At 36.8% G+C, this 20,188-nt stretch carries 23 protein-coding genes; 7 read left to right on the forward strand and 16 right to left on the reverse strand.

Annotated elements, in window-relative coordinates:
• Nucleotides 1-9: 9 nt before the first annotated feature.
• From AYC65_RS13280 to AYC65_RS13330, 11 genes are all read right to left on the reverse strand, one after another.
• Entirely contained in the window at nucleotides 10-711 is a 702-nt protein-coding gene (locus tag AYC65_RS13280) for a hypothetical protein (protein ID WP_034868851.1), read from the reverse strand.
• 12 nt (nucleotides 712-723) lie between these two features.
• The gene (locus AYC65_RS13285) at nucleotides 724-1,512 is read right to left on the reverse strand and encodes an urease accessory protein UreD (RefSeq protein ID WP_034868850.1); all 789 of its coding nucleotides are present in this window, start codon (nucleotides 1,510-1,512) and stop codon (nucleotides 724-726) included.
• Nucleotides 1,513-2,151 carry an urease accessory protein UreG gene (ureG, locus tag AYC65_RS13290; RefSeq protein ID WP_034868849.1) on the reverse strand — a complete coding sequence of 213 codons (639 nt, stop codon included), beginning with the start codon at nucleotides 2,149-2,151 and terminating at the stop codon, nucleotides 1,513-1,515.
• A 31-nt stretch (nucleotides 2,152-2,182) separates the two neighbouring features.
• A complete protein-coding gene (locus tag AYC65_RS13295; RefSeq protein WP_034868847.1) occupies nucleotides 2,183-2,881 on the reverse strand; it encodes an urease accessory protein UreF in 699 nt (232 codons plus the stop codon).
• Entirely contained in the window at nucleotides 2,874-3,386 is a 513-nt protein-coding gene (ureE, locus tag AYC65_RS13300; protein WP_034868845.1) for an urease accessory protein UreE, read from the reverse strand. The genes AYC65_RS13295 and ureE overlap by 8 nt, the downstream gene beginning before the upstream one ends.
• Nucleotides 3,376-4,050 carry a hypothetical protein gene (locus AYC65_RS13305; RefSeq protein WP_034868843.1) on the reverse strand — a complete coding sequence of 225 codons (675 nt, stop codon included), beginning with the start codon at nucleotides 4,048-4,050 and terminating at the stop codon, nucleotides 3,376-3,378. Before AYC65_RS13305 ends, ureE begins: the two co-directional genes overlap by 11 nt.
• A 91-nt stretch (nucleotides 4,051-4,141) precedes the next feature.
• Nucleotides 4,142-5,863, reverse strand: coding sequence for an urease subunit alpha (gene ureC / locus AYC65_RS13310; RefSeq protein WP_034868842.1), 1,722 nt, complete (start codon nucleotides 5,861-5,863; stop codon nucleotides 4,142-4,144).
• 2 nt (nucleotides 5,864-5,865) lie between these two features.
• Nucleotides 5,866-6,234 (reverse strand): urease subunit beta, encoded by a 369-nt coding sequence (gene ureB, locus AYC65_RS13315; RefSeq protein ID WP_034868839.1) that lies wholly within the window; start codon nucleotides 6,232-6,234, stop codon nucleotides 5,866-5,868.
• 11 nt (nucleotides 6,235-6,245) lie between these two features.
• On the reverse strand, nucleotides 6,246-6,548 hold the full coding sequence (gene ureA / locus AYC65_RS13320; protein WP_034868837.1) for an urease subunit gamma: 303 nt from the start codon (nucleotides 6,546-6,548) through the stop codon (nucleotides 6,246-6,248).
• Nucleotides 6,549-6,710: 162 nt separating this feature from the next.
• A complete protein-coding gene (locus AYC65_RS13325) occupies nucleotides 6,711-7,082 on the reverse strand; it encodes a hypothetical protein (protein WP_131828190.1) in 372 nt (123 codons plus the stop codon).
• A gap of 173 nt (nucleotides 7,083-7,255) precedes the next feature.
• Complete coding sequence (locus AYC65_RS13330; RefSeq protein WP_034868830.1) at nucleotides 7,256-8,137, reverse strand: helix-turn-helix transcriptional regulator; 882 nt, start codon at nucleotides 8,135-8,137, stop codon at nucleotides 7,256-7,258.
• Between the two features lie 100 nt (nucleotides 8,138-8,237).
• On the opposite strand from AYC65_RS13330, the gene AYC65_RS13335 reads away from it, so the two are divergent.
• Nucleotides 8,238-8,468 carry a hypothetical protein gene (locus AYC65_RS13335; protein ID WP_078403612.1) on the forward strand — a complete coding sequence of 77 codons (231 nt, stop codon included), beginning with the start codon at nucleotides 8,238-8,240 and terminating at the stop codon, nucleotides 8,466-8,468.
• 13 nt (nucleotides 8,469-8,481) lie between these two features.
• Here AYC65_RS13335 and AYC65_RS13340 read toward each other — a convergent pair whose 3' ends face one another.
• The 3 genes from AYC65_RS13340 to pyrH all read right to left on the reverse strand — a co-directional run bounded on the left by AYC65_RS13340 (nucleotide 8,482) and on the right by pyrH (nucleotide 11,482).
• Complete coding sequence (locus tag AYC65_RS13340; RefSeq protein WP_034868825.1) at nucleotides 8,482-10,065, reverse strand: sulfatase family protein; 1,584 nt, start codon at nucleotides 10,063-10,065, stop codon at nucleotides 8,482-8,484.
• Between the two features lie 92 nt (nucleotides 10,066-10,157).
• Complete coding sequence (gene frr / locus AYC65_RS13345; protein WP_034868823.1) at nucleotides 10,158-10,712, reverse strand: ribosome recycling factor; 555 nt, start codon at nucleotides 10,710-10,712, stop codon at nucleotides 10,158-10,160.
• A gap of 65 nt (nucleotides 10,713-10,777) precedes the next feature.
• Nucleotides 10,778-11,482, reverse strand: coding sequence for a UMP kinase (pyrH, locus tag AYC65_RS13350; RefSeq protein WP_009087679.1), 705 nt, complete (start codon nucleotides 11,480-11,482; stop codon nucleotides 10,778-10,780).
• Between the two features lie 255 nt (nucleotides 11,483-11,737).
• Here pyrH and cmk point away from each other — a divergent pair, with 255 nt between their 5' ends.
• The 4 genes from cmk to AYC65_RS13370 all read left to right on the forward strand — a co-directional run bounded on the left by cmk (nucleotide 11,738) and on the right by AYC65_RS13370 (nucleotide 13,753).
• Nucleotides 11,738-12,406, forward strand: coding sequence for a (d)CMP kinase (gene cmk / locus AYC65_RS13355; protein ID WP_034868821.1), 669 nt, complete (start codon nucleotides 11,738-11,740; stop codon nucleotides 12,404-12,406).
• 163 nt (nucleotides 12,407-12,569) lie between these two features.
• A complete protein-coding gene (locus AYC65_RS13360; protein ID WP_009087681.1) occupies nucleotides 12,570-12,914 on the forward strand; it encodes a YtxH domain-containing protein in 345 nt (114 codons plus the stop codon).
• Nucleotides 12,915-12,994: 80 nt separating this feature from the next.
• Entirely contained in the window at nucleotides 12,995-13,303 is a 309-nt protein-coding gene (locus tag AYC65_RS13365) for a phage holin family protein (RefSeq protein WP_034868819.1), read from the forward strand.
• 3 nt (nucleotides 13,304-13,306) lie between these two features.
• Nucleotides 13,307-13,753, forward strand: a complete 447-nt coding sequence (locus tag AYC65_RS13370) for a hypothetical protein (RefSeq protein WP_009087683.1) — start codon at nucleotides 13,307-13,309, stop codon at nucleotides 13,751-13,753.
• Nucleotides 13,754-13,760: 7 nt separating this feature from the next.
• On the opposite strand, the gene AYC65_RS13375 is transcribed toward AYC65_RS13370, so the two are convergent.
• Nucleotides 13,761-14,582 carry a GLPGLI family protein gene (locus AYC65_RS13375; RefSeq protein WP_034868943.1) on the reverse strand — a complete coding sequence of 274 codons (822 nt, stop codon included), beginning with the start codon at nucleotides 14,580-14,582 and terminating at the stop codon, nucleotides 13,761-13,763.
• A gap of 64 nt (nucleotides 14,583-14,646) precedes the next feature.
• A complete protein-coding gene (locus AYC65_RS13380) occupies nucleotides 14,647-15,375 on the reverse strand; it encodes an RNA methyltransferase (RefSeq protein WP_034868817.1) in 729 nt (242 codons plus the stop codon).
• Here AYC65_RS13380 and tamL point away from each other — a divergent pair.
• Both tamL and AYC65_RS13390 read left to right on the forward strand, forming a co-directional pair.
• A complete protein-coding gene (gene tamL / locus AYC65_RS13385; protein ID WP_034868814.1) occupies nucleotides 15,364-17,961 on the forward strand; it encodes a translocation and assembly module lipoprotein TamL in 2,598 nt (865 codons plus the stop codon). The two genes, AYC65_RS13380 and tamL, sit on opposite strands and share 12 nt — an antisense overlap.
• 24 nt (nucleotides 17,962-17,985) lie before the next feature.
• Nucleotides 17,986-20,169 (forward strand): glycosyl hydrolase family 95 catalytic domain-containing protein, encoded by a 2,184-nt coding sequence (locus AYC65_RS13390; RefSeq protein ID WP_034868813.1) that lies wholly within the window; start codon nucleotides 17,986-17,988, stop codon nucleotides 20,167-20,169.
• Nucleotides 20,170-20,188 lie beyond the last annotated feature (19 nt).

A 20,188-nucleotide genomic window follows, 5' to 3' on the forward strand; every position in this document is an offset into this window, starting at 1 on the left:
TTAATTATTTTACCATCCTAAAAATACCATTCCGATACCGCATACTGTTACAACAGCGCCACTGACTACGCCCATATAGCGCTCCAGTTTTTCGGTATTGAATAAAGTCGAATATCCATAACGTCCCAATAGTACCATTCCCAGCATTGTTGCTACTGTTGTAAGTGTAAACGGCACTATAAGAGCCAGAATTTCAGCAACAGACCTGTTCAGTCCGGAATAGAAAAGCAATGGCGTTAGAGGTTCACTAGGTCCCATTACAAAAATCATAAACAATACAAAAGGCGTTACTTTTATACGGGTCTGTGGCATCACCACTTCGGTGTGATTGTGTTCATAAACATACACATCATCACCCATCACATCAAAATGCTTGTGCGGTTTATTTCTTACAGCCTGTATCAGTCCATAAATAAGATACGCACATCCAAAAATAAGTAATGCCCATCCGGAAATATTGCCCCTTAACTCCTGAAACCAGGAAAATCTGTTAAGCTGCCATCCTAAAAAAACACCTGCAGCACCAATAGCCAGAGAACTCAGAACATGTCCAAATCCACAGGCAATTGTCAGCATAATGGTCTTACTTCGGCTCCATCGCTTGGATTTTGACAATACAATAAAGGGAAGATAATGATCTGGTCCCGAAGCTGTATGGATGAAACTTATAGATACAGCACTTAGCATAAGTGCCCAAATAGTGGTATTCATTTTATTAATTTTTTATTCTAATTCCCAGAGTAAGTCCTGAACGCTGAGAAAGAAATTATACATCGACTCTCCGCCATGGCCTAGTGCTCTTAGGATAAACCCGTTGTCTTCCATTGCCGACACTCCAATCTCCAAATCTTCTTTTTTGTCTTCAGCAAGTTCTACAACAGTTTCTATCAGTCTGTCTCTGTCCGTATTTTCTTTTGTACTGTAAAAGATCAGTGTTCCCTGATGGGTATACTGCTCCAGATTTCCAATACTGTTAATCGGAATAAGATCCGGCTGAATCAGTACATTATCCTTTACAACCAGTTTATCTTCATGATAGATTTCGGTAAGGTTCTGGAAGCGCTTTAGTTTGAAAACTTCTCCGTAATGCTTCCTCCCGCAGGTAATAATTTCACTGATAATAACCTGACTGTTTTTACCTATTCGGATATTAGCCTTGCTCTGGAAATTGGAATCCTCATGAGGTACGACAGGATGAGGTACATAAGCGAAAGAGGTATTATTCTGCATCGTGATATTCAGCTGCTGGGTCGCTTTATCTTCCATATTGAAAAGTCTCTGATAGGACTGCGACTGAAGCTGCAAGGCTGCACCCTCTTCCAGGGAGATTTCCAAATGGTAACGGTCTCCATCCAGAATTCCGGGTGAAGAGGACATTACCATTTGGTAAAGCTTGTTATCATTCTTACGCTGCCCCACCGACACTACCCGAAAAGGAAGTGACACATAGAGATCTTTCACATAAGAAGCGCCCTGCTTGTATCCTGCAATAATGCTTAAACTACTATCCATTTATCTTACCAGGTTCGGTTCTTCGCACTCTTCCAGTAACGCATATTTTTTTATCCAGCCGATTACTTTATCCAAACCTTCATCTGTTTTCAGATTTGTAAATACGAAAGGATTTCCATTTCTCATTCTTCTGGCATCTCTTTCCATTACTTCAAGGCTTGCACCTACATGCGGAGCAAGGTCTATTTTGTTGATGATTAACAAATCGGATCTTGTAATACCAGGGCCTCCTTTTCTCGGAATTTTTTCTCCTTCTGCTACGTCAATAATAAAGATTGTAACATCCGCAAGATCCGGACTAAAGGTAGCTGAAAGGTTATCACCTCCACTTTCAATCAGTACCAGTTCGATATCCGGAAAACGTGCTGCCAATTCATCTACAGCTTCCAGATTCATACTTGCATCCTCACGGATCGCGGTATGCGGACAGCCTCCGGTTTCCACACCAATAATCCTGTCATTAGGAAGAAGGCTGTTTTTAGCCATAAATTCCGCATCTTCTTTGGTATAGATATCATTGGTAATTACACCAAGATCATAAGTACCATATAATTTTCTACTTAAACGTTCTAATAAAGCAGTTTTACCAGAACCCACAGGTCCTGCAACTCCTACTTTGATATATTTTCTGTTTTCCATTTTTGTATAATTTTAAATATTGAGAATTGAGTTAAGACATATAAAGTCTGGAATAAAGCCTTTCGTGCTGCATACATCTGATATCGAATGAAGTATTGCAAAGCCCGACATAGTCTCTTTCCAGTTCTATAGTTTCCTGAACCGTTTTGTCTATTACGGGATAAAGGTCGAATAGTATATCCTGACCGTCTAACTGACCCAACGGAACCAGCTTCACGGCATTGGTAATCATCCCCGCAACAGAAGTATAATAAAACCCGAAAAGAGCTTCATATAGAGGAATATCCAAAAGACAGGTATAAATTCCGAATACTAAACTATAGTGTGAAGTTGCCTTACGATTTCGGATTGCTTCTTCATAAGCTTCCATAAAAGAAGACTGCTTTTTTCTCTTGAAAATTTTAATAAGGCGTAATCCCAGTTTTTGGCTTGCCTGACGAATTTCTTTAGGACACTTCAATGCATTACACTCCTGATCCAACTGCAGTAAAGCATCCAGATCTTCTTTCTGTGTTGCTTCATAAGCCAGTTTTACAAATGCTCCGTCATTGTACTTCAGATTATATTTCAGCATGTTTTCCACAAACTCCCGTGCTGTTGTCACGTTATGCACAATTCTGTTTTGCACATAAGTTTCCAGCCCGTTGGAATGGGTATAACCACCGATGGGCAATGTAGGATCCGCAATATGCAGTAAGCTGGCTAAGTAGCTAAGATTCTTATTATTCATCTTTTGGAGCTGCCATTTTTAAAATTTTAGTAAATAAGGAAGATCCTATACTGCCATGTCCGTGTGGCTCTACATTAGATTTCAGAAGGTTCAGTAATTTTACGGTCTGTCTCTCCGGACGGAAATTACTTGCTTCAAGCCATCTGTACATAGGCATTTCGAAAGGTAGTAGCACTTTATCTTCCTGGATAAATAACGGGATATGCTTGTTACCAATTTCATAGCATACTGTACCCATTTCCAGCATAGATGTAGGCGTAATAACGATTGCCTCTGTTTCCAGTACATTCACTACGATTGCCTTCTCTCCATCTTCATGCAAGATATCTCCTTCACGAAGCCTTTGTCCTTCCCGAAGGAATTTGATGGCAACATCAACTCCTTGTCTGGTTTTTTTGCGCTGAATCCTTTTAGTGGTTTCAAACCATTCCAGATCCAGATAGTCAATTGTTTTACCGGCAACAGAAATATCTTTAATATTTCCTATACATTCATTAATTATCATCTTTAGGTGCTTTTTTTCTGAAGTCGATGTTCTTAGATATACCTACGCCAAAAGTAGAACCGCTGATTCCCGTAACATAACTTTTTGTCCAGCCTTCGCCTTTAGCTTTTGTCTGCAGCATAGATAATTCAGCAAACTTGAATTTCAGTGCCCAGCCTCCGCCTAAGAATATCGCAAGCATAGGATAAGCTCTCAGACGAAATCCGTTAAAGGCCTCCATTCCAGGATTTGCCATTCCGTTTTCTGCCATCTTCTGCCCCCATACATAGTGGGCATCTACCTGCGCTATAAGGGCAAAATATTTCCCCAAGGTTACAGAAGGACTGTACCATAAACCAGTTTCGTTTTGTTTGTATACGGTATTTCCGTTCACACGGTCGCTTGCATAAGCATAGTTAACCCCGATTACATCGTTATTGTTAATAAAATACCCCACTCCTATTGGTACTCCTGCATTAGAGCTTGTTCCGAAAGAACTGGAGCTGCCTGTGGGACTGTTTGTCTTGGAATAATCCAGTGAACCATAAATCATCCATTGTCCTTTTGGACCGTCTTCATCACTTTTTAATCTTCTTCCTCCCAGAAACTGCGCATCTGCCATTGTAGAAAACAGGGAAGCACCAGCTACAGCTAAAGGGAAAATTATTTTATTCAGAAATTTCATTTTAAACTTTACTTTTTTTAAAAGAGCCCGGCCTTCACCAGGCTCTTCATTAACACTATATAAGAATTGATGAAAAATTGATTCTCACGGATTAGAACAGGTAATACAACTGTGTTAAAGGAAGTTTTTCTGCCGGTTCGCAGGTTACATGCACACCGTCTACTGTTACTTTATAGTTTTCAGGGTTTACTTCAATAACCGGAGTCTTATCATTATGGATAAGATCTGCCTTGGAAATATTACGGCAGTTCTTCACCGGAAGAATCATTTTCTCTAATTTATATTCAGCGATAGATCCGTTTTCAATAGAAGCCTGAGATACAAAAGTTGCACAAGTACCAAATTTTGCACGACCGTGGGACCCAAACATATTTTTATAAATAATTGGTTGAGGTGTCGGGATAGAAGCATTAGCATCTCCCATCTTGCTTGCAACCACCATTCCGCCTTTGAAAATCATTTCCGGTTTAACACCGAATAATGCAGGCTTCCAGATTACTAAATCGGCTAATTTACCTTCTTCAATAGATCCTACATATTCTGAAATACCATGTGCAATTGCCGGGTTAATCGTGTATTTTGCCACATAACGCTTCGCACGGTAGTTGTCGCTTTCCGTATTTTTATCTTCCTCCAACTGGCCTCTCTGATCCTTCATTTTGCTAGCCGTCTGCCATGTTCTGGTGATTACTTCACCTACTCTTCCCATTGCCTGAGAGTCGGAACTCATGATGCTGAATACACCCATATCGTGCAGAATATCTTCCGCAGCAATAGTTTCCGGACGTATACGTGAATCTGCGAATGCTACATCTTCAGGAATGTTTTTACTCAGGTGGTGGCAAACCATCAGCATATCCAAATGCTCATCAATTGTATTAATGGTATATGGACGTGTTGGGTTAGTAGATGCCGGCAATACATTAGGATACATTGCTGCTTTTATAATATCCGGAGCGTGTCCGCCGCCTGCACCTTCTGTGTGGAAAGTGTGGATAACTCTTCCGTCAATAGCTCTCATAGTATCCTCAAGGAAACCAGCTTCATTCAACGTATCAGTGTGGATTGCTACCTGTACATCATATTTATCAGCTACTTTAAGTGCAGCATCTATAGTTGCCGGTGTTGCACCCCAATCTTCATGAATTTTCACTCCTAACGCACCCGCTTCTACCTGTTCTGCAATCGGATCCTCTGCAGAGCAGTTTCCTTTACCAAAGAATCCTAAATTCATCGGATATTCCTCAGCTGCTTCAAGCATTTTCTGAATATTAAATTTCCCCGGAGTAACTGTTGTTGCATTGGTTCCGTCATTAGGACCTGTTCCGCCACCAATCATTGTTGTAACACCACTATACAAAGCTGTTTCTATTTGCTGTGGGCAGATATAGTGAATGTGTGTATCAATACCTCCCGCGGTTACAATATATCCTTTTCCACCGTGGACTTCGGTAGAAGCTCCGATAATTAAGTTCGGTGTAACACCGTCCATTGTATCCGGATTTCCGGCTTTACCAATACCTACGATTTTACCATCTTTAATACCGATATCGGCTTTTACAATCCCCCAGTGGTCGATAATAGTTGCTCCGGTAATACAGAGATCCAGTACACCTTCATCTCTTTTATTGGTAACATTTTGTCCCATACCATCACGCACAGTTTTACCTCCGCCAAATACGGCTTCATCTCCATAATGGGTAAAATCTTTTTCGATCTCGATGATCATTTCTGTGTCCCCCAAACGAATTCTGTCTCCGGTTGTAGGTCCTAATATATTAGCATATTGCTTTCTGTCTACGTTTAAGCTCATTGTTACAGGTTTTTAAAATTTAATTGATTCGCTTTAGCCAAGCTTTCTTCTTTCTGAGCAGCTGAATCTACAGAACCGTCTACAAGGTTATTGAAACCTATAGCTTTTTTGTTTCCACCAATTTCTACAAGCTCTACTTCTTTTTCTTCTCCTGGTTCAAAACGAACTGCAGTGCTGGCCACAATGTTCAGCCTTTTACCAAAAGCTTTCTCACGATCGAAGCTCATCGCTTTATTCACTTCAAAAAAATGATAGTGAGAACCTACCTGTATAGGACGGTCACCTGTATTTATTACTTTTATCTTTACGGTCTCTCTGCCTTCGTTGCAGATGATAGCCCCTTCTTTTACAAAAATTTCTCCTGGTATCATACTACTGGTTTTTAACGGATTGGATTATGTACGGTTACCAACTTTGTCCCGTCCGGGAATGTTGCCTCTATTTGCACATCGTGGATCATTTCAGCCACTCCCGGCATTACATCATCTTTGGTAAGAATCTGTGCTCCTTCCTGCATCAGTTCAGCAACTTTTTTTCCATCTCTTGCCCCTTCTAGTAGGAAATGGCTGATAAGTGCTATTGATTCTGGATAATTTAGTTTCAGGCCTCTGGCCTTTCTTTTTAGCGCAAGCTCTCCTGCCATGAACAGCATAAGCTTCTCGGTTTCTCTCGGTGTTAAATGCATTGTTTTCTTGTTAAAAATTAGACATAGATCTATAACCTGCCCTTTCCCGAAGGGCAAATATTGTCTTATACGAAATTTAAATTCCGGAAATTATCCCGCCGGAACCCCATCGATTATAGATACAAATCAGGGTTCTTCAGGAAGTCTGTAAAATGAAAATAATTAGCAGTATGCAATCTGCAAAGAATGATATAGTATATACTTTGGTACATCTATATATGGATGGTGATGAGCTACTACCGGTTTATCAGAAATATAAAAAGTATTGTAAAAGATACTGATCCAGTTTTCGACTACATGGTCAAGATCTAATTTTACTTTCTCTACTTCACCAAGTAATGATTCATCATGATCATCATCTGATAAATTATAAAAATCAAATGAGCTTTGAGAGATTTTGTCTGTTTTCTGATAGTTTTTACCAGAAGCTTTGAAATGAACAAGAGCATTCCCTTTATGTGCCTGACCAGCACATAGCATCGTGAAAAAAAACACGATAAAAAGGGATAAATGTAATTTTTTAAGGCTCTTCATTAGCGATGTAAAAGTAGAAAGAAATCTAATGTTTTATATATCAAAAAATAGATTTAAAATGTTCAAAATCGTGACAAAAAACATGTCTTTTTTTATACCATACAAACAAATAAAAGTTATAAATAATTGATTATTAAATATATAAATGCAAATAACACCGCTATTTAGAATATTTAAAATTCCGTTTTCAATAATTCATTCATTTTAACCCTTAAACTCTCTGGTTCTAGTATTTTTACTAATCCTGTCAGTGTAAGAAGCTCCTGAATGAAATCATAGCTGGGAACAAGTCTAAGACTTATTTTCACTTCTTCGCTATTATCTGAAATGATTTTTTGAGAATGATGTATAGGCAATGATTTCAGGAAATTTCCCTGAACAGCATCCATAGATAAAATAATATTTTCCGGCTCTTTGCCCAGACTTGAAATAATACCAAATGAGTTCTCAAAGGCCGCCTCAAGATCACAATCTTCTTTACCGAACCCTATTGAGGTAAGCAGCAAATCTGTCATCCTGTCCAGACCATATGTTTTTATAAAAAAGTTTTTCCCGCTGGTTTCATTTCCCAAAAGATACCACCGGTTTTTAAATTCTTTCAGCGCATAGGGCTGTACCAGCTTTTTAGTTCCTTTATCATCATTAAACTTCCGATAGACAAAGCTTACACATTTCTGGAGCTTTATCGCCTGTACTAAGTCCTGAAGATTATGCAGCCCACGGGATTTTCTTTTCTCGAACAACATGATATCCGCTTTCCCTTCTGTTTCCCGATAGGCTTCCATTAGCAATATAGTATCGAATATATCTTCTTCGGACGAATCTTCCAGAAAATAAATATTACGGCCCTTATTATAGCGTATTTCTTTTCCCGATATCTCACCGATAAGTTTTTTATCCCGCTGAAAAGTACGTTCGGTAAAACTTAGCTCCAGATCCTTTTCCTGAAACTTTTCACTCAAAAATTCATAAATATCCTGGAAAGAAGCTCCCTTCTTTCTTCGTATAAATTCTTCTATCAGCTTCAACCGAAGCATTTGTTCCCGTTTTGCCATTTTTTAATAAAAACCAAAAATAAAAAAATGAACGACATGTTTTGTCGTTCATCGCTAATATTTTTGTCCGTATAAATCAACACCCAAATCTAAATCAGTTATGGCAAACTATTTTTGTAAATGCTGCGGAACCAAAGCCAATAGTATATCATCTCTGCTTTCCAGACGTTGCGACAGCAATCCTTCGGAAAGAAGACATTTACTATATGAAGGCGGACAGAAAACCCAATACCATTGTGAATACTGCAGTGCAAAATCTTCAAGCCTGACGGTTTTATGCGTGGGAAAATGCAGTCATAATCCTAATGGCGGAACACATATCCCGTTATAATAAATATGGCTGATTAAAACTCAACAGTTGTAGTATCTTTATACTTTTTGATCAGTGCTTTTAATTCCAGCTTTAGCTTATCCGAAGTCTTTTTATAACGTGGATCATGATACAGGTTTTTAACCTCATTAGGGTCTTTACTGAGATCATAAAGCTCCCAGTCTTTAATATCATAGAAATAGATCAGCTTATATTGCTTTGTACGGATTCCAAGGTGCTTTTCTACATGATGAACTGTATTCTCATAATAATGATAATACAATTTATCTTTCCACTTCTTTACTTTTTCCCCTGAAAAAAATGGTGTCAGGGAATTCCCCTGCATATCATTCGGGACAGGTAAACCTGCAGCCTTCAGTATCGTTGGCGCCAAATCTACATTCTGTACCAAAGCGTTTTCGGTTATATTTTCTTTAATATGTCCCGGATAGCTCATTACCAAAGGAATCTGCAGCGAAGGTTCATACATAAAACGTTTATCATACCAACCGTGCTCTCCAAGGAAAAAGCCCTGATCGGATGTATAAATAATCAATGTATTTTTATCCAGTCCGTTCTTTTTCAGATACTCCATAAGTTCCCCTACATTATCATCAACAGATTTTACGGTTTTCAGATAATCATTCATATACCTGTTGTATTTCCATTTCAGTAAATCTGTTCCAATTGGTTTATTAGTGTAATAAGCATCTGAAATAGGCTTGTAATATTTGTCCCATGCCTGTCGTTGTTCTTTAGTCATTCTGGATAAATCTCCGCCCAACCATGTAAAAGAATTATTACGTGAATCTCCTCCCGTTCCGGTTTCATCTTTTGCTTGTTTCAGGTAGACTTTCAGATCATACCCCAAAAACATATTTTCAATTCTCATATCCTGTTTAAAGGCAGCCTGCGAACGAGTGCTGTAATCATCAAAAAAAGTTTCAGGCAAAGGAAATTCTTTATCTTTTACATTATTCAGGTCTTTTGTATTAGGCAGCCAGTTGCGGTGTGGTGCTTTTTCATGGAGCATTAGAAATATAGGCTTACCTGAGTTTTTTTGTTCTTCAAAAAGCTGAATAGCCTTTTCAGTAATCAGCTCTGTTGTATACCCCGGAACGACCACTGTATCTTTTCCGTTAAAGAAACGTGGCGAATAATATTCTCCCTGATCAATCAGTATATCAAACTTATCAAATCCCTGAGGTACTGATCCCAAATGCCATTTTCCGATAATTGAAGTATAATAACCAGCTTCTTTCAGATATTTCGGCAATGTTGGCTGGCTTCCGTCAAAGACATCTTCATCATTGGATTTAAAACCATTAATATGACTGAATTTTCCAGTTAAAAAAACAGCTCTTGAAGGTCCGCATATAGAATTAGTAACAAATGCATTGTTAAATTTGATTCCTTTCTCTGCTATTTTATCCAGATGAGGTGTTTCTATAAGATCATGTGAGTAGGCACTCATAGCACTTTTAGAATGATCGTCTGTCATGATAAAAATAATATTCGGCTTCTGTTCCTTACTGCTTACATTATTTTTATTCTGCCCGTGTACACTTGTGGTAAAGAGTACCAGCCCAAGGATAATCTGATTAATATTTATATTCATGGTTATAATTTTTAACAAAATAAGTAAATCAAAAGCAATAAAAAAACCTTCCGAATGGAAGGTTTTATTTTATAAGAACAGCATAATTATGATTATACTTTCATAATTTCAGCTTCTTTCACTTTTAACAGCTCTTCAGCTTTTTTAATGTAAGCATCAGTAAGTTCCTGAATTTCAGCTTCAGTACTCTTAATAACATCTTCAGAAACGCCTTCAAGTCTTTTTAGTTCTTTGTTTCCGTCCTGACGTGCATTACGAATCGTAACTTTTGTAGACTCCATTTCAGATTTAGCCTGCTTTGCAAGTTCCTTTCTTCTTTCTTCTGTTAAAGGCGGAACATTCAGGATAATCATTTCACCATTATTAGAAGGTGCAAAACCTAAATTGGAAACAATAATTCCTTTTTCAATAGCATTAATTGCAGTTCTGTCCCAAGGCTGGATTGCAATAGTCATAGCATCCGGAACAGAAACGTTAGCAACCTGATTAAGAGGAGTCGGAGCACCATAGTACTCTACCATAACATCCTGTACCATAGCAGTAGAAGCTCTACCCGCTCTGATTTTCTGAAAAGCATAGTCCAAGTGCTTGATTGCAGCATCCATTTCCTGCTTTACCGATGCTACGATGAGTTCTAATTCTTCCATAATATTATTTAGTTTAATAGTTTACGGTAATCACTAACCGCTAATAATTTTAATATCCGATTTGTTTAGTTTACTAGTGTTCCTACATTTTCACCTTCTACCAAACGTGTAAGGTTGCCTTCTTTATTCATATCGAATACAATAATAGGCAATTTATTTTCATGACTTAAAGTAAATGCTGTCATATCCATTACTTTAAGATTTTTTGCGAAAACTTCTTCGAAGCTAAGGTTTTCAAACTTAACAGCGTTTTCATTTTTCTCAGGGTCTTTATCGTAAATACCATCTACACGTGTACCTTTAAGAATAACATCTGCGTTGATTTCGATAGCACGTAATGTTGCAGCTGTATCAGTTGTGAAGTAAGGATTACCGGTTCCAGCACCGAAGATTACAACTCTTCCTTTTTCAAGGTGTCTTACTGCTCTCCTTTTAATGAATGGTTCTGCAACCTTATCCATTTCAATAGCAGACTGAAGACGTGTTTTAATCCCCTGATCTTCCAAAGCTCCCTGTAATGCCATTCCGTTGATAACAGTTGCCAGCATTCCCATATAGTCACCCTGTACTCTGTCCATTCCTGCCGCAGCACCAGATACACCTCTGAAAATATTTCCTCCTCCTATTACAATTGCAACCTCGCAACCTAAATCTACCACTTTCTTAATTTCCGTTGCGTAATCTTTCAGTCTCTGGCTATCGATACCATATTCCTGATTTCCCATAAGGGCTTCGCCGCTTAGTTTTAGGAGAATTCTTTTATATTTCATTCGTTAAGATTTTATTTTACTGCTCTTTAGCAGCCTGTATTTCATTAAAATGTAACCTCTGTGCGGATCATTACTATAAATAAAAACACAGAAATTTCATTTTTATTTTTTCGGTAGCAAATTTAATGAAATCTCACGAAATGCAACAGGTAAAATTATTTATTTGAAGAAGCTTCAAAATAATTTATTTTTGTACCAGAGAAAAGGATTGTCTGAGAACTTTTAGAGTTCTTTTACTAATATTTACACAAACTTATGACGAAGAAACCTGTAATTGCCATAGACGGATTTTCATCCACCGGAAAAAGTTCAATTTCCAAAATTATCGCCAGAGAATTAGGAATTATCCACATGGATACCGGCGCGCTTTATCGTGGTATTACAGTATTCGCTATTCAGCACTATCTGGAAAACAACAACATTAATATTCCTTTACTTATCAGTCATCTTAATGACATCAGCTTAGAGTTCAGAAATATTGATGGAAATCTTCAGCTGTTCTTAAATAACAAGAATATCGATGCTGAAATAAGAGATCCGAAAGTATCCGACTATGTAAGTGAGGTAGCAAAGCAACCTGAAGTAAGAGCTTTTCTGTTGTCTATGCAAAGACAAATGGCAGAAAACGGCGGAATTGTAATGGACGGAAGAGATATTGGCACCGTAGTATTGCCTGATGCTGATTACAAATTTTTTATGACAGCAAGTCCGGATGAGCGTGCTATGCGCAGATATAAGGAATTATTGGCAGGTGGTACAGAAGCAGATCTGGAGGAGGTGAAAGCTAATTTACTAATGCGTGACAAAATTGACAGTGAACGCGAAACTTCACCATTAAAGCAGGCCGATGATGCTATTCTTATAGATAACACCTGTTTGAACAAAGAAGAAACTATTGCTTTAATATTGTCATATATCCGATAAATTTCTTACCTTTAAACAGAAAGATTAATTATTTGACTTATTAATAATATTTAACAAAATTTAAGATCCCAATACTTTCTTTGGTATATTAATTGTTTAAATATCCTTATCAAATTAATTTTTCAACCATACAACAAAATACTAACTCTAAAAATTATTTAAAATGGCAAAAGGAAAGAACACAGCAGGAATATTAGCAGGATTATTAGCAGGTGCAGCAGCAGGAGTTGTTTTAGGAATGCTTTACGCACCAGAAGAAGGAAAAGCAACACGTAAAAAAATAAGATCAAAAGCAAACGATCTGAAAGATCAGGCTAAAGATAAATACGGAGATGTATCTGAGAAAGTAAAAGATCAGTACAATACTTTTGCTTCTCAGGCTAAAGATACTTATAACAAAGTAACAGAAAGCGTAAAAGAGGGTTTAGATAAATACAAAACTCAGGCTGCAGATAAAGCTAAAGAAGTAGCAAAAGACATTGAAACTGAATTAGATGGTCTTAAATAACCTGAATTTTAAAATATAAAGGGACTTTTTCAAGTCCCTTTTTTATTATCTTTTTGTATATTTACACAAAACACTTCCTTATGTTTGACATTATTTTCGACTATATAGAGAAAAAAATTGACCTCTTAAAGTTAGAAGTAAGTGAAAAAACAGTCATTTCGGCAGGGTTTCTTACCTTTCTGACATGTGCTCTGATTGCTCTTATCTTCTTCGTTGTTCTGTTTAACATTGGGCTGGCCTTCTGGCTGGGTAAAATGATGGGTAATTATTCTTATGGTTTCTTCGCTGTTTCTGGTTTTTATCTGCTATGCCTTATATTAATCATTATCTTCAGAAACAATATAAAAAGAACCGTAGCGAATTTTATTTTAAAATCTTTTAACGATTAAAAAATGGGAGCTAAGTATAACAGTCTTGATGAACTAGCAAAGAAAAAAGCGATTATGAAGGGAGAGGTAAAAGACATGGAAAACCTTCTCCGTTTTAATAATGTAAAAGAATCGCTTAGTGTAATTACTGGTGGTATGACCGATAAGTTTCTTGTTGAAAAACCTATCACCAATTCCAAAGGAGAGGTTAGCCATAAAACAGGGATTTCATTAAATGCCGAATCGATTAAGGATTCGATGATTGACAATGCTATACGCCTGGGAACTGTTGCCTTAGTTACTAATTTTGCCAAGAAAAATCTTTACCACAGCAGCTGGAAAAAGAAGGTTCTTGGACTTGCTATTATCTACGGAGCACCAATTTTATTGAGGAAAGTAACTTCTTTAATTGAGGACTGGCAGGAAAAAGAAGCTCAGCAGCAAGAAGATAGTAAAGATTCTTTAATCTAAATAAATTCTATTTAGCCGGATAAGGTATCGCCTGATCCAGCTCTATTGGATTATAATTATTTACAATACTATTTTGTATAAAAATTCTTTTCTGATCGAGTTGTTCCTGGCTGGTGATTTTTTCTCCTCCGATCATTACAGTACCACCACCTTTTAGCAGCCTTCTCATATCAGCCACCGGATCATTATAATAATCCAGCTTTACTTTATTAAATTGTTTTAACGTAACAGGAACAGGCTTTTTACCAAAATGCGTTTCCAGAAAATCACTGGTATCAAAAGTATTTGGAAGATTAGTGCTTTTAACTAGCGAATAGGAATAATCACCTTTACTATCTCTGATTTCAAAAATCAACCCTGGTAGCCCTCGAAATTTATACGGACCTTCCTGAAAAGGAATCCCCGGATTAAACCAAGCTTCCCAAGACCTTCCACCAAAATTGGTCTCTGCTTTTTGTAATGTATATTCTCCGGACTTTTTAGTTTCATTTTTTATTTTCCAGGTCATCTCGTCTTTAGAATCTACAACAAAATAATCGAACATATTGTCGTGGAAAGACTTATTCTCAAAGCTATTGCGTTTTCTCAGAACCAATTGCCCCGATCTTGTATTGGTCTGCCAGTTTCCACCATCCTTTTTACGGAGGGAATCATTCTTCAGGAAATCATAGTCATAAAAATGTACATAATCCTTATCAATGTCCAAAGTCATATTAATTTTCTGGACTTTATCATTTTTATTCGTCTGCAATTCATAGACAAACCTATGTGTTTGTGAAAATGCAATGCTAAAAAGCAATATGAATAAAAATGTTGATAAGTTCTTCATTACTGACATATTTTCTGATTTTGTGTTGAACCAAATTACACAAAAAACCTGTACAGTAAAGCTTTTATTTTGAGCCAAAAATCTGACCTAGTATAATTCCGGTAGCCATCGCTACATTCAAACTTTCAGTATTTTGTTTGCTACCAAAACGCGGGATTGTAATCTTTTTATCAGCAAGTGCTTCTGTTACAGGACGGATTCCGTTTCCTTCATTACCTAAAATAAGATTAAATGCTTCCGGAAAATCTGACTGGAAAACATTTTCTCCATCCATATCAGTGATATAATTGGGTGTATTCTTATCCTGTAAAAACTCTGAAAGATCTGTATATACAATATTCACACGGGTAAATGATCCCATGGAAGCTTGTATTACTTTCGGATTATAAAAATCTACCGTATCCTCGCTGCATACAATTTCTTCAATCCCGAACCAGTCTGCAAGACGAATAATAGTTCCCATATTTCCGGGATCCTGAATACCATCTAAAACCAAGCGTATTTTCTTTTCATTATTTAGTTTCTGTTCCACAGGAATACATACTGCTACAGAATCTTTCGGATGCTGAAGGAAACTTATTTTTTTTAACTCAGGTTCAGTAATTTGGTGAACCTCTATATCTTTAAAAGCTAATTCATTGGGATTTACAGAGTAAACGGTCTGAATTTTGAATGCTGAATTTGGTAATTCTCTAATGATTTTATTACCTTCAACTAAAAACAAATTGTATTTTTGTCTGAATTTCTTTTTATCTAGAGATTGTAAAGTTTTAATGGTATTATGGGTAAGCATTCTTCAAAATATTTTCAAAAATATTACTTATTTTCGGCACCTGCAATTGCATTTTTTTTGCTCAATGCATGTTCCACCCGAAAAGTACCTGAAGACTCCTATTTACTAACCTCTAATAAATTTCAGTACAAAGACGGCAAATTGTTTGAGGATAAGGTTCCGGACTTTGTTAATCAGAAACCCAACAAAAAATTTCTGTTTGTTGCCCCTATTGGTTTATGGGCTTATAACATTGCTAATCCCAAACTGGATACTATACTGAACGAGTATATGACGTATCCCAGTCAGATGAGAACCCAAAAGCTGAGGGATTCCATTGCCTTAAAATACAATCGCCCTAATCTTGTTGGTAAAAATCTTTTCTGGGACAGGTTCCTGCATAATGTAGGACAGCAGCCTGTTATATTAAATGAGGCTGCTACAGAAAAAAGTGCTGACAAAATCAGAAAATTCTTTGTCTACAAAGGCTATTGGGATGCTAAAGTAACCGGAACTAATAAAATAGATTCTACAGGAAAAAAAGCATCTGCACTTTACCAGATAGAACATAAAGATCCTACTCTGGTTAAGGATTATTATTATAATATTCCGGAAGAGCCTATCCGTTTGCTTTATGAGCAAAACTTTCCTAAAAGTTTTATAAAAACCGGTAAAGTACTGGATCAGGAAGATCTGGAAAAAGAAGTTTCCCGTATTAATGATATCATGCGGAGTAATGGCTATTATAATTTTAATGGTTCTAATGAAGAAATATTCTTTACTGCGGATTCTCTGAAAAGCAGAAAGGATGTTCCCTTAACTCTGGAGTTCAAAAGAGACAGTGCACAGGACGGAAAGCAAAAAAATCCTTATGTAATCAGCAAATTCTCGGATGTTAATGTGTATATTTCCGACGATCAGGTAAATAAAGGCGATCTAAAGCCTGAGAATTACGAAACACTGAGAAAAATAAATTTCTACAACCCTGATAAAAAATATAAAAACAGAGCATTGTGGACTGCAGTTGTTCTAAGGGAAGGAGATAAATATAACCAACGGGAAATAGACCTTACAAAAAGGAATCTTGTGGGAATGAATAACTTCAACATCAACAAGTTTGAAATTGTACAGGAACAGGATAGTCTATTAAAGACCGATATCTATCTAACTCCGCTACCAAAATATGAGTTTAAAATCGCAACGGATGTCCACTACTCCCAGATTCTTAACTTAGGTTTCTCTCCGAGTGTAGAACTTACAACACGTAATATATTCGGTGGAGCAGAAAACCTTAGTACCAGTTTTTCAGGAATTATCGGAACAACCAACAATGCTACAAATCCAAAAACTTATTTTAATGCCTACGAACTTTCTGCACAGGTTGCTCTGAATGTTCCAAGGTTATTGGTTCCGTTTAAATACTACAAATTTATTCCCAAAAGATATACTCCAACTTCATCTATTGTTGTAGGATCATCTATACAAAACAACATTGGTCTGGGCAGGATAAGCTTTAATATGGGGCTTAACTACAATGCTGCAGTTAATGATATTATTACACATCGTTTAACACTTTTCAACACCCAGTTTAACTTTACCCGTAATAAAGACAAATATTACGAACTATTCCCTAGGGACGATGTCTATAGATCTTTAATGTTTGGAAAATACTTTGTACAAAATCTGGCACTTGCAGAGCAATATTCTACCGGAAGAATAACTACGGATGAGGTCAGTAGAATTATTATGAGCGATGTAAATTATCAGAACTCTATTGATGCTAAAAATGACCCCGTATTTATCAACTTCCAGCAATCATTGCTTAACAAAGAGCGACAGACTCAGGATGTAGTGATCAATTCCATGATCTATAATTTCACCTATAATGAGATTGGTAACAAGGCTTATCCAAACCCGTCTTATCTTAGTTTCAAATTTGAAACAGCTGGTAATTTCTTAAGTCTTATAGATAAAAGCTTCAAAAGCTTTACTACTGGTATAGCAGGTGAAAATTCAGAAAAAGGATTATTTGGAGTACCTTATGCACAGTTCATGAAGTTTGATGTAGATGCCCGAAAATATTTCAGTTTCTCTAACAGCAGAAGAACATTAGTTTTCAGACAATTCATCGGAGTTGGTATTCCTTATGGAAACTCTCATGTTATGCCTTATATGAGGTCTTATTTCAACGGAGGATCCAGTGATATCAGAGCCTGGCTTGCATTTGGAGGTTTAGGTCCTGCAGATATTCAGGTTGACCAGAGTGTACGTTCTTATATGCTGGATAATGTAAAACTAACCACCAATATCGAATACCGTTTTCCTATTTCCAAAATTGTAGAAGGAGCACTATTTACTGATGCAGGAAATATTTGGAGCTTAAAAAACACAGGAATCGGTGATGAGTTCAAGTTCAACAGGTTTTATAAGCAATTAGGTATTGGCTCCGGATTCGGATTCAGATTTAACATTGCTTATGTTACTCTAAGATTGGATCTTGCTTATAAAATATACGATCCTAATATGCCAGAAGGAGATCGTTGGAATTTTAAAAGAATAAAACCACTGCAGCCAACCTTTAACTTTGCATTTGGTTATCCGTTCTAGAAAAACTACCATAACTATATAACCATGATCAAATGTTTAAAACTCATCTTATTTTTATGCTTCATTACAACCTATAACAGCCAGACAACAAATAACAATTCTCCACAGGAACTATTCATTCAAAGTATCCGGAATACCGGTGAACATAAAACTATACCTCTAGGTAAGACCATTTACCAAGGGGTATTTACCGGAAACGGCTTGTTGGGAACAATGACTTATCTGAAAGATGCTTCCTCATGCAAAGTTACCATTGGAAGAACGGATGTATATGACCACCGTAATGGTGAAGAAAATCTGTTTGAAAGACCCCGACTTCCATTAGGATACTTCGAAGTAAAACTTTCGGACAATATTATTGAAGCTACAGGCAAAATAAATCTCTATAATGCTGAGAGCTCTGCGGAACTAAAAACCAATTCGGGGAATATCCACATCAATGCTATTACTTTTTCCGAAGAAGATTATATCTTACTTCAGATTGATGACCAGAATTATAAAAACAAGTATGAAATTATCTGGGTTCCTGAAAAATCTGAAAGCCCGAGAAGAAATTTCTCTTACGTTAAGCAACCTGAAAACTATTTACCTAATCCAACAGCAAGGATAACAAATCACAATAGCATAATTACCAGTTACCAGCCTATGTTAGCTGGCGGCGGTTACAGTATAGCTTACATGGAAAAGAAATTTGACAATCTAAGGCATATATTAATTGCTACCGATTATCAGATCAATAATAACGGGGCTGAAAATAACGCTGAAAAGAGATTAACTTCCTTTGAATGGAACAAACTTTTTTCTAAAATAAAAAACCATCAAAACTGGTGGCATCAATATTACAACAAATCATCTTTCAACATTCCGGATCAGGAGCTGCAGGACTTCTACAACTATCAGCTTTATAAGCTGGCTTCTGCAACCAGAGCAGATAAGCCAGCAATAGATTTACAAGGTCCATGGACCGATAAAACACCATGGCCGGGATATTGGTACAATCTCAATATGCAGCTTACATACTCCCCTCTTTATACGGCTAATCATCTGGAGCTTGCAGAATCCTTGATTAAAGCAATCGATAAGAATTACAATAGTCTGATAAAAAATGTTCCTAAAGAATACCAATATAATTCTATAGCATTAGGCAGAAGCGGAGGTCCTGATATGTACGCTCCCGTTAAGGTCTTAAAAGGCAGTAATGAATCCATTACCAATTCCGAAGCCGAGACAGGGAATCTTACGTGGCTTTTATATTATTATTATCAGCATTACGATTTTACTCAGGATGAAGTCTTGGGTAATAAAGTTTTCAACTTGCTAAAGAAAAGTATTAATTATTATATTCATCTTCTTGGAAAAAACAAGGAAGGGAAATACAAACTGGAAGCCAAAACTTATTCTCCTGAATATTCTAAAGGATATGCCTTCAATACAAACTATGATCTTTCTATACTTCGATGGGGATTAAAAACTCTTATTGAAATGGATTCTAAAAAAGGAAGAAAAGATATGCTCCACTCACAGTGGCAGGACATATTACAAAACCGTATTCCTTTTCCAACGAATGAAGGAGGTTATATGATCGCCCAGGATGTACCTTATTCCGAATCTCATCGTCATTATTCGCATCTGTTGATGATATATCCTTTTTACGAAATCAATTGGGATCAGACAGAAAATCATAATATCATTGAAAAATCCATTAATACATGGCAAAGCAAGCCGGAAGCATTGCAGGGATATTCGTTGACAGGACATGCCTCTATGAAAGCCATGATGGGACACGGAAATGAATCCCGGGATATTGTGAAAACATTTATTCAAAAGTTTGTAAAACCTAATACATTATATGCAGAAAGTGGCCCCGTAATAGAAACACCTCTTGCAGGAATGCAGAGTATTCAGGAGCTTTATCTGCAACACTGGAACGGAGTCACCCGTATATTTCCTGCAGTACCGGAAGACTGGAAAGATATATCTTTTAAAAACCTTAGAACCAGCGGTGCATTTCTAATTTCAGCTATAAGAAAAAATGGCAAAAATACCGAAGTAAGTATTTACAGTGAAAAAGGCGGTCAAATAAAAATAAAACCAAATTTTGAAGGATCGTTTACAGCATCAGGATCTGGTAATCTCATCCAACAAAATAATTCTGTCTATGTTTATAAAATTCCGAAAGGAAAAATATTGACTTTAAAAGCGAACTAAAAAGAAAGGCTTTCCTTTG

The sequence above is a fragment of the Elizabethkingia bruuniana genome, from assembly GCF_002024805.1.
Lineage (GTDB): Bacteria > Bacteroidota > Bacteroidia > Flavobacteriales > Weeksellaceae > Elizabethkingia > Elizabethkingia bruuniana.

What these genes read in the sequence shown, in the direction of transcription:
- tamL (WP_034868814.1), top strand. Translation starts at nt 15,364, where the DNA reads ATGGGTAAGCATTCTTCAAAATATTTTCAAAAATATTACTTATTTTCG.
- ureB (WP_034868839.1), bottom strand. Translation starts at nt 6,234, where the DNA reads ATGATACCAGGAGAAATTTTTGTAAAAGAAGGGGCTATCATCTGCAAC.
- AYC65_RS13340 (WP_034868825.1), bottom strand. Translation starts at nt 10,065, where the DNA reads ATGAATATAAATATTAATCAGATTATCCTTGGGCTGGTACTCTTTACC.
- AYC65_RS13335 (WP_078403612.1), top strand. Translation starts at nt 8,238, where the DNA reads ATGGCAAACTATTTTTGTAAATGCTGCGGAACCAAAGCCAATAGTATA.
- frr (WP_034868823.1), bottom strand. Translation starts at nt 10,712, where the DNA reads ATGGAAGAATTAGAACTCATCGTAGCATCGGTAAAGCAGGAAATGGAT.
- AYC65_RS13330 (WP_034868830.1), bottom strand. Translation starts at nt 8,137, where the DNA reads ATGGCAAAACGGGAACAAATGCTTCGGTTGAAGCTGATAGAAGAATTT.
- ureG (WP_034868849.1), bottom strand. Translation starts at nt 2,151, where the DNA reads ATGGAAAACAGAAAATATATCAAAGTAGGAGTTGCAGGACCTGTGGGT.
- AYC65_RS13380 (WP_034868817.1), bottom strand. Translation starts at nt 15,375, where the DNA reads ATGCTTACCCATAATACCATTAAAACTTTACAATCTCTAGATAAAAAG.
- AYC65_RS13280 (WP_034868851.1), bottom strand. Translation starts at nt 711, where the DNA reads ATGAATACCACTATTTGGGCACTTATGCTAAGTGCTGTATCTATAAGT.
- AYC65_RS13325 (WP_131828190.1), bottom strand. Translation starts at nt 7,082, where the DNA reads ATGAAGAGCCTTAAAAAATTACATTTATCCCTTTTTATCGTGTTTTTT.
- ureE (WP_034868845.1), bottom strand. Translation starts at nt 3,386, where the DNA reads ATGATAATTAATGAATGTATAGGAAATATTAAAGATATTTCTGTTGCC.
- AYC65_RS13360 (WP_009087681.1), top strand. Translation starts at nt 12,570, where the DNA reads ATGGCAAAAGGAAAGAACACAGCAGGAATATTAGCAGGATTATTAGCA.
- AYC65_RS13365 (WP_034868819.1), top strand. Translation starts at nt 12,995, where the DNA reads ATGTTTGACATTATTTTCGACTATATAGAGAAAAAAATTGACCTCTTA.
- AYC65_RS13305 (WP_034868843.1), bottom strand. Translation starts at nt 4,050, where the DNA reads ATGAAATTTCTGAATAAAATAATTTTCCCTTTAGCTGTAGCTGGTGCT.
- AYC65_RS13375 (WP_034868943.1), bottom strand. Translation starts at nt 14,582, where the DNA reads ATGAAGAACTTATCAACATTTTTATTCATATTGCTTTTTAGCATTGCA.
- AYC65_RS13370 (WP_009087683.1), top strand. Translation starts at nt 13,307, where the DNA reads ATGGGAGCTAAGTATAACAGTCTTGATGAACTAGCAAAGAAAAAAGCG.
- ureA (WP_034868837.1), bottom strand. Translation starts at nt 6,548, where the DNA reads ATGCATTTAACACCGAGAGAAACCGAGAAGCTTATGCTGTTCATGGCA.
- pyrH (WP_009087679.1), bottom strand. Translation starts at nt 11,482, where the DNA reads ATGAAATATAAAAGAATTCTCCTAAAACTAAGCGGCGAAGCCCTTATG.
- AYC65_RS13285 (WP_034868850.1), bottom strand. Translation starts at nt 1,512, where the DNA reads ATGGATAGTAGTTTAAGCATTATTGCAGGATACAAGCAGGGCGCTTCT.
- AYC65_RS13390 (WP_034868813.1), top strand. Translation starts at nt 17,986, where the DNA reads ATGATCAAATGTTTAAAACTCATCTTATTTTTATGCTTCATTACAACC.
- cmk (WP_034868821.1), top strand. Translation starts at nt 11,738, where the DNA reads ATGACGAAGAAACCTGTAATTGCCATAGACGGATTTTCATCCACCGGA.
- AYC65_RS13295 (WP_034868847.1), bottom strand. Translation starts at nt 2,881, where the DNA reads ATGAATAATAAGAATCTTAGCTACTTAGCCAGCTTACTGCATATTGCG.
- ureC (WP_034868842.1), bottom strand. Translation starts at nt 5,863, where the DNA reads ATGAGCTTAAACGTAGACAGAAAGCAATATGCTAATATATTAGGACCT.